15 protein-coding genes and 1 pseudogene are annotated in these 12,081 nt (G+C 64.7%); 6 read left to right on the forward strand and 10 right to left on the reverse strand.

What is annotated here, in order from left to right; translation table 11 throughout:
- Positions 1-43: 43 nt before the first annotated feature.
- On the reverse strand, positions 44-1,237 hold the full coding sequence (locus ACI8UR_RS11140; protein WP_415087876.1) for an acyl-CoA dehydrogenase family protein: 1,194 nt from the start codon (positions 1,235-1,237) through the stop codon (positions 44-46).
- 113 nt (positions 1,238-1,350) lie between these two features.
- On the opposite strand from ACI8UR_RS11140, the gene ACI8UR_RS11145 reads away from it, so the two are divergent.
- Complete coding sequence (locus ACI8UR_RS11145) at positions 1,351-2,163, forward strand: RIO1 family regulatory kinase/ATPase (RefSeq protein ID WP_411715629.1); 813 nt, start codon at positions 1,351-1,353, stop codon at positions 2,161-2,163.
- A 60-nt stretch (positions 2,164-2,223) separates the two neighbouring features.
- On the opposite strand, the gene ACI8UR_RS11150 is transcribed toward ACI8UR_RS11145, so the two are convergent.
- Complete coding sequence (locus tag ACI8UR_RS11150) at positions 2,224-2,649, reverse strand: bis(5'-nucleosyl)-tetraphosphatase (RefSeq protein ID WP_411715628.1); 426 nt, start codon at positions 2,647-2,649, stop codon at positions 2,224-2,226.
- A 122-nt stretch (positions 2,650-2,771) separates the two neighbouring features.
- Between ACI8UR_RS11150 and ACI8UR_RS11155 the strand changes: the two genes are divergently transcribed.
- A complete protein-coding gene (locus ACI8UR_RS11155) occupies positions 2,772-3,101 on the forward strand; it encodes a 30S ribosomal protein S10 (RefSeq protein ID WP_411715627.1) in 330 nt (109 codons plus the stop codon).
- Here the strand turns inward: ACI8UR_RS11155 and ACI8UR_RS11160 are convergent.
- The gene (locus ACI8UR_RS11160; protein WP_411715626.1) at positions 3,098-3,526 is read right to left on the reverse strand and encodes a hypothetical protein; all 429 of its coding nucleotides are present in this window, start codon (positions 3,524-3,526) and stop codon (positions 3,098-3,100) included. The genes ACI8UR_RS11155 and ACI8UR_RS11160 overlap by 4 nt on opposite strands.
- Positions 3,527-3,613: 87 nt before the next feature.
- On the opposite strand from ACI8UR_RS11160, the gene ACI8UR_RS11165 reads away from it, so the two are divergent.
- On the forward strand, positions 3,614-4,888 hold the full coding sequence (locus ACI8UR_RS11165) for an amidohydrolase (RefSeq protein ID WP_411715625.1): 1,275 nt from the start codon (positions 3,614-3,616) through the stop codon (positions 4,886-4,888).
- A gap of 313 nt (positions 4,889-5,201) precedes the next feature.
- Here the strand turns inward: ACI8UR_RS11165 and ACI8UR_RS11170 are convergent, their stop codons facing one another.
- From ACI8UR_RS11170 to ACI8UR_RS11190, 5 genes are all read right to left on the reverse strand, one after another.
- The gene (locus ACI8UR_RS11170; RefSeq protein ID WP_411715624.1) at positions 5,202-5,369 is read right to left on the reverse strand and encodes a hypothetical protein; all 168 of its coding nucleotides are present in this window, start codon (positions 5,367-5,369) and stop codon (positions 5,202-5,204) included.
- A 90-nt stretch (positions 5,370-5,459) separates the two neighbouring features.
- Complete coding sequence (locus ACI8UR_RS11175) at positions 5,460-5,957, reverse strand: NYN domain-containing protein (RefSeq protein WP_411715623.1); 498 nt, start codon at positions 5,955-5,957, stop codon at positions 5,460-5,462.
- Between the two features lie 41 nt (positions 5,958-5,998).
- Positions 5,999-6,892 (reverse strand): hypothetical protein, encoded by an 894-nt coding sequence (locus ACI8UR_RS11180; protein ID WP_411715622.1) that lies wholly within the window; start codon positions 6,890-6,892, stop codon positions 5,999-6,001.
- Entirely contained in the window at positions 6,889-7,590 is a 702-nt protein-coding gene (locus tag ACI8UR_RS11185) for a hypothetical protein (protein WP_411715621.1), read from the reverse strand. Before ACI8UR_RS11185 ends, ACI8UR_RS11180 begins: the two co-directional genes overlap by 4 nt.
- Positions 7,591-7,639: 49 nt before the next feature.
- Complete coding sequence (locus ACI8UR_RS11190; RefSeq protein ID WP_411715620.1) at positions 7,640-8,377, reverse strand: proteasome assembly chaperone family protein; 738 nt, start codon at positions 8,375-8,377, stop codon at positions 7,640-7,642.
- Positions 8,378-8,465: 88 nt separating this feature from the next.
- Here ACI8UR_RS11190 and ACI8UR_RS11195 point away from each other — a divergent pair, with 88 nt between their 5' ends.
- The 3 genes from ACI8UR_RS11195 to ACI8UR_RS11205 are packed head-to-tail and all read left to right on the forward strand — an operon-like array spanning position 8,466 to position 10,422.
- Positions 8,466-9,377: an RsmB/NOP family class I SAM-dependent RNA methyltransferase gene (locus ACI8UR_RS11195; protein WP_415087878.1), complete on the forward strand. Its 912-nt coding sequence runs from the start codon at positions 8,466-8,468 to the stop codon at positions 9,375-9,377.
- Positions 9,374-9,877, forward strand: a complete 504-nt coding sequence (locus ACI8UR_RS11200; RefSeq protein ID WP_411716352.1) for a hypothetical protein — start codon at positions 9,374-9,376, stop codon at positions 9,875-9,877. Before ACI8UR_RS11195 ends, ACI8UR_RS11200 begins: the two co-directional genes overlap by 4 nt.
- A 2-nt stretch (positions 9,878-9,879) precedes the next feature.
- A complete protein-coding gene (locus ACI8UR_RS11205) occupies positions 9,880-10,422 on the forward strand; it encodes a metallophosphoesterase (protein ID WP_411716351.1) in 543 nt (180 codons plus the stop codon).
- On the opposite strand, the gene ACI8UR_RS11210 is transcribed toward ACI8UR_RS11205, so the two are convergent.
- Together ACI8UR_RS11210 and ACI8UR_RS11215 are read right to left on the reverse strand one after the other, a co-directional pair.
- Positions 10,423-11,922, reverse strand: coding sequence for a DUF790 family protein (locus tag ACI8UR_RS11210; protein ID WP_411716350.1), 1,500 nt, complete (start codon positions 11,920-11,922; stop codon positions 10,423-10,425).
- A gap of 60 nt (positions 11,923-11,982) precedes the next feature.
- Positions 11,983-12,081: pseudogene (locus ACI8UR_RS11215) on the reverse strand (endonuclease III); the annotation flags it as partial.

Below are 12,081 nucleotides of genomic sequence, written 5' to 3' on the forward strand. Positions count from 1 at the left end.
CGGCGCGTCCGCGCCGAACCGCCGGAGCGTGCAAAAAGTGGGTTTAGAGCCCCAGTTCCCGCCCCAACACGAGATGCTGAATCTCGCTCGTTCCCTCGCCGATTTCCATGAGCTTTGCGTCCCGGTAGAACCGCTGGGGAGCGAAATCGGTGGTGTAGCCGTAGCCGCCGAGCACCTGCACGGCGTCCTCTGCGACCTCGCGGCAGATTTCGGAGGCGTCGAGTTTGGCGAGCGAGGAGATGCGGGTCACGTCCTCACCGTTGTCGTACATCACAGCGGCCTTGTGGGTGAGCAGTTGTGCACGCTCGATTTTCCGATCCATCGAGACGATCATATCGCGGACGGCGTCGAACTTCGAGATGGGCCGGTCGAACTGCTCGCGCTCGGTGGCGTACTCGCGGGCCGCTTCGAAGGCCCCCTGTCCAAGTCCGGTCGACAGCGCCGCAATCGAGATACGGCCACCGTCCAGCGTCTTCTTCGTCTGCTCCCAGCCCTCGCCCTCTTCGCCGAGCAGGCGGTCTTCGGGAATGCGAACGTCGTCGAACTGGAGTTCACACGTCGGCGAGGCGTTCAGCCCCATCTTGTCCCACACCGTCGACACCTCGAAGCCGTCGTCATTCTCGGGGTCGACGATGAACGTGGAGATGCCGTCGTAGCCAGCACCAGGGTCGGTGACGGCCTTCACCAGAACGCTGTTTGCGACGTTGGCGTTCGTGATGAACTGTTTCGTCCCGTTGATGACGTACTCGTCGCCGTCCTGCTCCGCCTCTGGCGGCGCAGGGCTCGCCGAGCTTTGCTCGGCGGTGTCCTTCTCGGCCATCGTATCCATGTCGGAGGCGTCCGACCCCGACGATGGCTCGGTGAGGGCCCACGAGCCGATACCTTCCCCTTCGGCGAGCGGTCGCGCCCACTCCTCTTTCTGTTCTTCAGTGCCGAACTTGATAATGGGCATCAGTCCGAGCGAGGTGTGGGCGACGTACGAGAGGCCGACAGACCCGGAGACGCGGCCCAGCTCCTCAGCGACGAGGGCGTACATGAGGTAGTCGCCGCCGGCGCCGCCGTACTCCTCGGAGACGGGGACGCCCATCAGATCGAGGTCGGCCAGCTCCTCGAACACCTCCTCGGGGAAGCGGTGTTCATCCTCGATCTCCTGTGCGATGGGTTTGATCTCCGTCTCACAGAAATCCCGGACGACCTCGCGGGTCATCTCGTGTTCGTCTGGGAGCGTGAAGTCCATACACACGGCTTCGACCACTGGAAAATAAACGTGCCGGCACGACGAACCACGCGTTTACTGTTTCTCCAGTGTCGACTGTATGTTTAAGACCGCTGGTGTGCTATGATTTAGAGATGCCATTCCGCCGGTTCCTCCGTGCGAGCGTGCCCCAGTCACAGCTGGCGGCCGTCGCCGACGAGGTCGCTCGCCGTTACGGGGAGCCGTCGGCACAGTTCGAGTGTCTGGAGGCGAACAACTGGCTGTCCGTCCCCTGCGTCGTCAACGACCAGTGGTTCGTGAAGGTCATCGCAGACCAACACTCCTTCGTCCACGCGCTGTTGACGACGGGACGGAACATCGGCGCATTCTCCTCGGGAACGGAGGGATTCTTCGAGCATTTCTCGACGCCCATCGAGATGGCCGAACACGAACTCGAAGCGACCCGGCGGATGCGTGAACTCGGCGTCAACGCCCCCGAACCCATCGAGGCGTTCGAACACGAGGGGGTCGGGGTGCTCGTCCTCGAATATCTGCCGTCGTTTCGGACGCTCGATGAACTCGACGCCGAGGCGGCCGTCTCGTTCGCACCGGAGCTGTTCGAGAACCTCTCGCGGATGCACGACGCCGGCCTGACTCATGGTGATTTGCGCGCCGAGAACGTCCTCGTCGCCCCGAACGACGAGGGCGTCGAGACGCTGTATTTCATCGACGCCACGCGCGTCAGGGAAGAAGCGATTGCCGACGCCAAAGCGTACGACCTCGCGTGTGCACTGGCGTCGCTGACACCGCTTATCGGCGCGCCCGTGGCCATCGAAGCCGCACGCGAACACTACTCGGCAAGCGACCTGCTCGCTGCCCGTGAGTTCCTTGATTTCGTCAACATGCGCCCCGACCACGACTTCGATAACGCCCTAGTGAAAGGCGAAATCGAGAAAGCCATCTCGTAACGACGGGGACAGCGCAGCCGCTATCCGTGCGTGGCGGGACGGTCTTGGGTTCGGGTTTGTTTACTCCTCGTGCTCCTCGTCGATGAACTCGTGTGCATCGTCGAGGATCTCGCGAGGGCCGTCCTGGGTGATGGTGTTCACCGCCTGGTCATAGTCGCGCCACTGCAGGTCGCGATGTTCCGACGAGAGCTCTGCGGATGCCTCGTAGGATTTGGCGATGAACAGGTGCACCGTCTTGTGGATTGTGTTGCCGTTCGCTTCGAACACGTAGTCGTACTCTTGTCGGAAGCCGTCTAACAGCCGGAAATCTTCGATTCCGGCCTCCTCTTTCACTTCGCGGATGGCGGTTTGCTGCAGTTCTTCGTCGCCTTCGACGCCGCCTTTGGGGAACTCCCAATCGCCGGGTCGTGACTTCAACAGCAGGTATTCGCGCCGGCCACGCGTATCGCGAAAGAGGATGGCTCCCGCGCTCGTGGCCTCTATCATTACCCTCACGTAATCGGTCACAAGGTAAATGAATATCGGACGCTGTCGCGGGAATCCCGGTGACAGTTCACACACGAAACACGATAGGTGCGTTTTTGCCCATCGAGCGTCCATCAACACGTATGCCCTTTGTCACTACCCTCACGCTCCAAAGCGGGGATCGAGACGTTCTGGAGCGCGTCGTCGGGGATATCAAGGCCAGCGCGGAGCGGAAGGGAGTCCAACTGAAAGGCCCCCACGCGGAGTCGCCCGAAGACCAAAGCGTCCCGCAGTCGAAGCAACTCGATGCGGGCAACGACCGCTTTTCGCCGTGGCACTACACCGTTTACAGCCGTCAGATGGAGGTCGTCGGCCACGACGAGTTCGCCGGTAACGTCGCCACACAGGAGTTCCCACGCGGCGTCCACATCGACGTGGACGTAGAGCGGGTCTCTGCGCCCGGCAGTCGCTAATCCAGCTCCGTAAACCGCACCGACGACGCTTCTATTCGGATATCTACTGTCGACCGCTCGTCGACTCGACGCCAGTCGTAGGTACCCACCGGCCCGTCCGCGGTCACGAGTCGAACCCGGAGGTCACCGGCCGGCAGTTCCTCGCCAGGGACGGAGAAATCACCCTCCGGCGCGAGCGTCTCGCGTCGGACGTACACCTGTTCGAGGTCGTCCGTCGACGTGTCGTCCTCGCGTGCCGTTTCGTTCGATGCTGCCTCGCCGGGGAGCCGATAGAGCCGCAGCGTCACCCGGTGTTCCGTCTCGGTGGCGTTGGTGACGAACACCGCAAAAGAAGTGCGTCCGGGGCCACGGTTCCCGCAGCCTGCAAGCGCCGACGCGGCGGCAGCGCCGACGCCACCCAGCACCTGCCGGCGTGAAACGTTCATACGACGGGTAGTTGCCGCCCCTCAAAGAGGGTGTCGCGTTTGGGTCGAACGGTGGAGGCTTATGTTCGTCCGGCCCGAAATACAGATATGAGCACCGACCGCCGCGACCACCTTGTCGCACTTCGACGTGACTTCCATCGGCATCCCGAGCCGGCCTGGAAGGAGTTCTGGACGACCGCACGCATCGTCACCGAACTGGAACGCATCGGCGTCGACGACTACTATGTCGGCCGCGAGGTGCTGGCCGACGAGCGGCTCGCCGTGCCCGACGATGCGGAACTCGACGAGTGGATGACCCGCGCCCGCGATGCCGGCGCCGACCCCGACCTCCTCGAAACGATGGATGGCGGCTGGACGGGCGCGGTTGCCGTCGTCGAACAGGGCGAGGGCCCGACCGTCGGGCTCCGAGTCGACATCGACGGCCTGCCGCGAGAGGAGTCCACCGACGAGAGCCACCACCCCGCAAGCGAGGGGTTCCGCTCGGAGACGGGCGCGATGCACGCCTGCGGCCACGACGCACACGCGACAATCGGGTTGGGCGTCATCGAGGCCGTGAAGGAGAGCGATTTTACCGGGACGCTGAAAGTGTTCTTCCAGCCCGCAGAAGAGGTCATCGGCGGCGGCCGACCGATGGCCGAATCCGGCCATCTAGACGACATCGGCTACCTCTTTGCGCTGCACGTCGGTCTCGATTACCCAACCGGCGAAACCGTCGCCGGTATCGGCGACTTCCTCGCCGTGACGCAGTTCTACACGACGTTTACCGGCTATCCCGGTCACGCAGGCGCGCGGCCGGAGGAGGGTCACAATGCAGTCCAGGCGATGGCGACGGCCGTCCAGAACCTCTACGGCATCCCACGCCACAGCGATGGGGCGTCTCGCGTCAACGCGGGCCGCGTCGGCGGCGGCACCGCGTCGAACATCATCCCCGAGGAGGCGTTCGTCCACGGCGAGGTTCGGGGCGAGACGACCGAGATTCGCGATCACACCTTCGAGCGCGCACGAAAGGTGTTCGAAGGGGCAGCGATAAGCCACGACTGTGAGTTCGACATCGAAGTCGAGGGCGAAGCGCCCTCCGCCGAAAGCGACGAAGAGCTGGTCGAGTTCGTTCACGACGCCTCGATGGCCCATCCGGGCGTGACGCAGGCGACCCGACGCGGCGCAATCGGCGGCAGCGAGGACGCGACGTTCCTCATGCAGTACGTGCAAGACAACGGCGGCTTTGCGACGTACGTCGGCGTCGGCACCGACCACCCGGGCGGCCACCACACCGCCACGTTTGATGTCGACGAGGAGTCGCTCGGACTCGGCGTCGACGTGTTGACCGACGCCATCGAGGCGGTCAGCCAGGCGCAGCCATAGGCCGACTACAGCGGCCTTTCATCGAGAAGTTCGTTGGTATCTTATGTTAATAGGCTGAACTTATCAGCGTGTTCATCGCGTTTCGAGACGCGAACGGCCAGGTCGGAACGGTGACGCAAGAACTGACCGTCAGGTACGAAGGTAAGTGGGCGGCCGAAGTCGAGAGGTACGTGAGTGAGGTTCGAAGCGACCATCGGGGGGCAGATGGCGAAGTCGCAACAGCGGCGGCATTCGACCAGCTAGTGATCGAACTCCCGGAAAAAGCGCCGATTACGACAATCGAGCGGCAAAGCGGCTGACTGCCGACTCGGCGTCAGTCGAGCGTCCCGCCGTCGATAACTTCGAACTCACCGTCACCGCATTTGCCGCTTCGTTTGGTGCCGATTGGAACGAGCGTACCGTCATCGCTGACAGTCACGGGGACGACGGCCCCGCAGTTTCTGCACTCCGCTACGCTGCGTGCTGTTTGTGTTCGAGGCATGAATGGAATCCCACCATATCCGTTGTCTCGGTTAGCAACGGAGTAAGTCGGCCGGCTAATATATTAGGTGCGTCCGCAGCGCGCGAGGGCTTACAGCAGGAACTGCTCTTCGTTCTCGCTCATGTCGACGAAGTGGTCACACGCGTCGATGAGTTCCTCGGCCGTCGACGAGCCGAAGCCGAACACCTCGGTGCGAACGCCCTCGTGGCGCAGATGGGTGCAGAGCCGCGCGAAATCGCCATCACCGCTGCAGAGGACGAACGTGTCGATTTTCGGGGCGAGAGTGACGGCGTCGAGACACATGCCGAGATCCCAGTTCGCCTTCTTCGAGCCGTCGGCGAACGTCTTGATGTCCTTGATTTTCGTCTCGAAGCCGATGTCGCGCAGCGCATCGAAGAAATCCTCCTCGGCGGGGGAATCGGCGCGGATGACGTAGGCGATGGCGCGGATGAGTTCGCGCTCGTCGACCGATGCCTCCAGGATGGCTTCGTAATCGAGATTGCGCGAGTAGAGGCTGTGCGCCGTATGGTAGAGGTTCTGGGAGTCAGCGATGACCGCGACGCGCTGGCTCTCGTGTATCGGTGGCATATCGGCTCTGGTTCGCCCTCGCTCATAGGCCTTGGTATCGGTCACGATTCGGTGCAGTCGTGGTCGGCGATAGTCGATGACTGGTCGCCGTCGTTGTAGACCAGCTGCACCTCGCAGTCGGCGGTCACGCCCACATCGACCGAGTCACCATAGACGACGGCTTGACCACCGCGTCGTGGTTGCTCGCCGCTTACCGATCCCTTCCACGGACCCGGTTTGGTCTGGTCGGCCGCTTCGACCGTGGCGAACCCCTCTCCTCGGATTTCGAGATGCTCGGCGGGCATGGGGTCGCCTCCCTCGTGGGTGAACGTGAGGACGCTTCCGTTACCGTCCGCCGGCCGTTCTTCGGCGACAAAGTTCGCGTTCGGCCCGCCATAGCCGGAGCGCGTTTCGGTGTACTCGTCGGCGAACGCCGCCCCGAACGGAGCAGCGCCGACGAACCCGACAGCGAAGATAGTAACCACCGCGACGCTGAGAACGATGGGCCAAGCGGTTCCCTCTCCAGGGCCACGAGCGGATGATCCTTGATACGCCAACAGCACTGCGAGAACCGGAACCGTGACGAGAACGAACAGCAAACCAAGGGGTAGCAATCCGACGAAGCCGATTCCCAGCCGCCCGATACCGTAGAGCGCTCCGAGGAAGACGAGCGGCAGTCCGAACACCGCAAGCGCAGCGATGCCCGCGTGACGGAGTCGGTCGCCATCGCTACGGGCGCGGAGTGCTGCTACTCCGACGGGAATCGCGACGTACAACACGATGATACCCAAGAGTAACGCTTTCACGAGCGACGACCCGAGACGCGCCTCGATGAGTGACGCTGACTCGTCGATGGGCACGAACAGCGTCATCGACGCGACGACACCGCCGACGATGCCGACTGCGAACGTGAGGGCTGCGGCGTACCCCAACAGCCGCCTTCGCGGGCCCGTCATGGGAACAGCGCGAACAGCACCAACGCGAGCAGCGGTGCCAAAAAGAGGTTCAACACCGTCAGGTAGCCGAGCACGCCCTTCCGTTTGAGCGCGTTGTCGGGGAACACCTCGCTGGCGAGACGGTAGCCGACGGACTCGGAGGCGGCGAAGACGGCCGTCCCGACCAGCGTCACGAAGGCGCCGGCCAGCCAGCAGGGAACTGGGCCACAGGTCGTCGCGAACTGGACGCCCTCGGGGTAGGTGGGTTGGATGCGAGCGGCTTCGGTCTTCGTCAGGCCGTTTGCTTCGACCCACTCGACGACGGGGTGGTCATCGGGGAGCGTCTCGATTCGAACTGTCGGGTCTTCGGCAAGCACCGACTCCACGAAATTCTCATGGCCTGCTTCGAGCATGAGGTGGGCAAGGGCGCAGGGCGTCCCATCGCTCCCGACGAACAGCGGGACGCGCTCGTGGTCGCTGCGGTTCGTCGGGAACTCCCCGCGGCGCCGGTACGCTGTCAGCCGGTTGAGGTGGCGCTCCCGGCGTCGGCGCTGGAGGGGCGTGAGATGGTCGTGTTCAGCGTCTCTGAGCGCCGTCTCGGTTCGCCGGAGGTGTTCGCGTATCCGGATGGCGTTGAGGCGACGGCGAACTCCGTTCGCGGTATCAACGGCGGGGATACATCGCCGGTCTGCCGACACGTCGTTTCGTGTTGATGACATTGTGGTCAATTGTCACACCACCGGCGGTAATAAATCTGCGGCGGTTCCGCTACTGGAAGCCGCGAATCGGGTTGGCCTGCGTGCTCTCGTCTTCGGCCTCGTGGAGTCGCTTCGCGAGTTCCTCGCGGGCATCCTGTATTTCGTCGGCGCGCTCGACGAGTTGCTGGGTATCGACATCGATGCCCGTTATGGGTTCGATACCCGATTTGATGAGGACGCGCGCGGCCTCGGGATCGGGGAACTGCGGTTGTGTCTGGACGACGAGGCCGACCGAATCCAGATCGACCTGGCCGGCACGGGAGAGCAAGGCGCCGGTCGGGCCGGTGATGACGCCGCCCTCGCGCGGCGGCTCGATGCCGGCGTCCGTGACGATGTCGGCCGCATCGCCGGTCGAGACGCCGTGCATCTCGGGGATGCCGTCTCGCTCCTCCGGGATGCCGCTGAGATACAGCGGGAAGACATCGTTCTCGTCGAGCCAGCTCGTGACGCAGTCGGCGAAGCCACTCGCCTCCGTCGGCGACACGGGGATGTCACTCTGGAGGACGAGCAGGTCGCGCTCCTCGTCGGCGTAGAGCCGAACGGGCGGCATCAGATCGGTCTGGTCGGTGTGGTAGACGGCGACCTCCGGGAGCCCATCGCAGTGGACCGTCCCGAAATACGTCATGTCGAACTCGTCGACGAGGTGGTCGGCAGCGATCTTCCCAACGAGGCCGGCGCCGGGCAGCCCCTCGACCAGCGTCGGCGAGTCGAGTTCGACACCCTCGGCGTGCACCTGAACGTGTGCCATAGGTTATGTGTCACGCCGCTGCATCTTAACGTTAGTCGCTGGGTCGGTGAACCGACACCGACAAACGCACGGGTATCGGAGGTCGGGTATGGATCCGCTCGCCAGATACGATTCGCTGGTCGACGACCCGGAGGCCTTCCACGAGGCCTGCGAGCGGCCGCTGCCGTCGGTCGTCCGGGTCAACGACATCAAGGCGACGCCCGACCGCGTCCGCCGGGCGTTCGAGGAGGTCGGCGTCGGCTACGAGCCCATCAGCTGGCACGACGGTCTCTTTCGGCTTGCGGACGACATCTCACCGGGCAACACCTGGTCGTACGTTCACGGCTGGGTGTACGGCCAAGAGGAGGTGTCGGCGATTCCGGCGCTCGCGCTCGACCCCGAACCGGGCGAGCGCGTCCTCGATTGCTGTGCAGCCCCGGGCAGCAAGACGACCCAGCTCGCGGCGCTGATGGACGACCGCGGCCTCCTGGTCGGCAACGACAACAACCTCGGCCGGCTGTCGGCGCTGCGGTCGAACGCCGAGCGCTGCGGCGTGACGAACATCGCTGTCACGCGCCAGGACGCCCGCAATTTCTCAATCAAGCCGTTCTCGCGGGAGCCGTTCGACCGCGTCCTCGCCGACGTGCCCTGCTCGTGTGAGGGCACCGTCCGGAAGAACCCCGACGCCGTCGAGGACTGGTCGCTCGGCCACGTCGAGAGCATCGCCGGCGTCCAGAAGGCCATCCTGAATCGCTCACTCGAGGTGACCCGCGAGGGCGGCACCGTTGTCTACTCGACCTGCACCTTCGCGCCCGAAGAGAACGAAGCGGTCGTCCAGCACGCCCTCGATTCCCACGACTGCCGCCTCGTGGAGTACGACCTCGAATTGGAGCACGCCCCGGGCATCACCGAGTGGGAGGGCGACACCTACGACGAATCGCTGCAGCGAGCAAAGCGCATCTACCCCCACCACAACGATACGGGCGGGTTCTTCTGTGCGAAACTGGAGGTGGGCGCGTGACCGAGAACGTCGGGCAGGTGTTCGACCGTCTGCCGGAAACGCCGGCCGAACGCGAGGTCGAGGGACGGGCCACTCGCGGTGAGGTCATCGACTGGTGGGTCGACCGCTTCGGCCTCGACCGCGAGACGTTTGCCCACTACACCTTCTGGGAGAAAGGCGCCGGGAAAATCTGGGCATTCGCGAGCGACTTCGACTCACCCGCAGACATCGAAGGAGTGGGTATGACGTTCCTCCGGACGCGACAGGAACACTGGAAGCCGACGACGGACGCCGTCCAGCGGTTCGGCCGCGAGGCGACAAAGAACAGCATCGTCCTCGACGAGGACGACGCGACGGCGTTTCTCCGCGGGGAAACGACCGAACCCGAATGGGACGGCGACTGGGGCTATCTCGTCGTCGCTCACGAAATCGCCGGCGAGGCCGAGCCCATCGGCGTCGGCCTCTACATCCACGACGAACTCCGCTCGCAGATGCCCAAAGGGCGACAGCGAGAGTTGTAGCCGTGCGTGGGCGCCGGTATCTCGCTGCCGATCTGCATCTCGGCGACGAGAACGTCCTCGAGTTCACCGACCGGCCGTTTCCCTCGGTCGCGGCGATGAACGAACGCCTCCTCGAGAACTGGAACGCGGTCGTCGACCCCAATGATGAGGTGCTGTTCGTCGGTGACCTCGTCGTCCCCTCCGAGCCGGCGACCGTCAGGCGGTGGCTCCAGCAACTCAACGGGAAATTCGTCTTCGTCGCCGGCGACCACGACGACGGCGCCCGGCAGACGCCCGGTGTGACAACCCAGCCGGAGTACCGCTTCGAGGCTGGCGGCTATCGGTTCCAGTGTGTCCACCACCCCGACGACGCGCCGGCCGAGCGCGATGGCTGGCTCGTGCACGGTCACCACCACGACCTGCGCACCGAGCGGTTCCCGTTCGTCGACCCGGAGGCACGCCGCGTGAACGTCTCCATCGAACTGCTTGGATACGAACCCATTCCACTCGAGGAGCTCCTCGGCTATCTCGACCGCGGCGAGCGGCTCCGAACGCGCCCGGCCTGACTATTTCTCACGGACAGTGCCGCCGCCGAGCCCTTCCCATTCGACGCGGTAGCCGAGTCGAGAGAGGGCGGCGCTTGCGTCGTCGATACCGTGGTCTTCGAGGCACGTTTCTGCCCCCGAGAGTTCCATGCCGGCTTCGACCTCGTCCGCGAGTGCCTCCAACACGGCGGGACGGACGAGCGTCCGGCCGAGCCGCTCGTGGTCGGGGAAATCGAGGTTCTCAATCACCGATTCGGGAACGCCGTGCTCGGTCGCGAGCTCGGCAATGGTCGTCACGTCAGCGTCGGGCGTCAGTTCAGCAGGCAGCGAGGCGGCGCTTTCAGCCCGTAACTCCTTCTCGTACGGGCGGAGCGCGTCCCGGACGTCTTTCAGCCGCACCGTCCCGGAGTACGGTATCGCGCGGTGGCCCTCCGCCTCGATTGCCTCGCCGACGCCGAGGCTCTCGTCGTATGCGACGAGGAAAGCAACGTCTTCGAGATCAGCGAACCGCGAGAGCTTTTTCTCCACGTATTCGGGCGTCCAGAAGCCCATCACTTCGAAGAACAGGCGGAACTCCCCGTGCTTCCAGTCGAGCGCGAAATCGGGGATGACGACGTGTTCGCCGGCCGCCAACGGCTCGGGTTCGCGGACGACCTCCCAATCGAGGTCGAGCGAGGAAAACCGGGCGTAGAAATCCGATTCGACGCCGCTGTCGAAGGTGGGTTCTGCGACCGGATCGGTGCCCGGCACCGAGATATCGCCGTCTTCAAGCACCAGCAGTCGCTCCGTGCCGCGGTCGTCGATGGTCGCCTCCAGTCGCCACTCGTTGGCCTTCGCGACGGTGCGGAGGAGGCGCGCAAAGCGCGTTCCGTAGCGTCGGGAGCGCTTGAACAGCGCGTCCGGGCCGGTGACGACGACCTCCCGACCTTCTTCGGTTCGCCGGATTTCGTACATCAACCGCAGTCGTTTGACCGCTGCGACGAGCGCCTTCGGGTCGGACGAGCGGACGCGAATCTCCGTGGCGTCGAAAAGCGCCGTCTGTGCGAGCGAGAGGTCGTACTGCCGACGGAGGGTGTCGGGGTCGTATCGCGTGCCGAGGTCGACGAGCACCTGCTCGGTTTCGCGGTCGGCGAAAAGCGACGCCTCGACCGCGCCGGGGTCGGAATCGAGCCGTTCGGCCGCTCGATCGAGTGCCGCCTCGCGTTCCGCGTCGGTGACGACGCCGACCGATTCCGCGGCCTCGAAGGCCGCCGTCCGGGCCCGAACCGGGTCAATCGGCGCGCGCGTCTCGAAGACCGCCTCGCGTTCGAGCAGTTTGGCGAACCCCCGGACGAGCTTGAAATCGTCGGCTTCCCGTTCGAGGTTGGTCAGACCGGCTTCCAGCGCCTCCCGGCGCTCGCCGACGTGGCCCTGATACACGCCGAGGACACGCGCCGCGAGCGCCTCGTCGTCGGGGTCGGTAAAGCGCGGCTGATAGCCACCGCCGGCCCGCGAGACGCGCAGGAGGTCTTTGGTGAGCACAGAGGTAATCGGATGTCGGAGGGCAAAAGCGCCACGACGCGCGCCGACGGGATTCCGTCGTCAGTCGCCCGCCGGCTCGGGCGCCTCGGAGGGGTCGACGACCTCACCCGTTTCGGGATCGACGCCGACCTGCTCGCAGATGTCGGCCATCGGGCAGGC

The organism is Natronomonas sp. (assembly GCF_047616845.1).
GTDB lineage: Archaea > Halobacteriota > Halobacteria > Halobacteriales > Haloarculaceae > Natronomonas.

Bases quoted from the DNA above. Each gene is read 5' to 3' on its own strand.
- ACI8UR_RS11165 (WP_411715625.1), top strand. From the start codon at position 3,614: ATGAGCACCGACCGCCGCGACCACCTTGTCGCACTTCGACGTGACTTC.
- ACI8UR_RS11160 (WP_411715626.1), bottom strand. From the start codon at position 3,526: ATGAACGTTTCACGCCGGCAGGTGCTGGGTGGCGTCGGCGCTGCCGCC.
- ACI8UR_RS11175 (WP_411715623.1), bottom strand. From the start codon at position 5,957: ATGCCACCGATACACGAGAGCCAGCGCGTCGCGGTCATCGCTGACTCC.
- ACI8UR_RS11145 (WP_411715629.1), top strand. From the start codon at position 1,351: ATGCCATTCCGCCGGTTCCTCCGTGCGAGCGTGCCCCAGTCACAGCTG.
- ACI8UR_RS11155 (WP_411715627.1), top strand. From the start codon at position 2,772: ATGCCCTTTGTCACTACCCTCACGCTCCAAAGCGGGGATCGAGACGTT.
- ACI8UR_RS11180 (WP_411715622.1), bottom strand. From the start codon at position 6,892: ATGACGGGCCCGCGAAGGCGGCTGTTGGGGTACGCCGCAGCCCTCACG.
- ACI8UR_RS11170 (WP_411715624.1), bottom strand. From the start codon at position 5,369: ATGCCTCGAACACAAACAGCACGCAGCGTAGCGGAGTGCAGAAACTGC.
- ACI8UR_RS11190 (WP_411715620.1), bottom strand. From the start codon at position 8,377: ATGGCACACGTTCAGGTGCACGCCGAGGGTGTCGAACTCGACTCGCCG.
- ACI8UR_RS11140 (WP_415087876.1), bottom strand. From the start codon at position 1,237: ATGGACTTCACGCTCCCAGACGAACACGAGATGACCCGCGAGGTCGTC.
- ACI8UR_RS11195 (WP_415087878.1), top strand. From the start codon at position 8,466: ATGGATCCGCTCGCCAGATACGATTCGCTGGTCGACGACCCGGAGGCC.
- ACI8UR_RS11185 (WP_411715621.1), bottom strand. From the start codon at position 7,590: ATGTCATCAACACGAAACGACGTGTCGGCAGACCGGCGATGTATCCCC.
- ACI8UR_RS11150 (WP_411715628.1), bottom strand. From the start codon at position 2,649: ATGATAGAGGCCACGAGCGCGGGAGCCATCCTCTTTCGCGATACGCGT.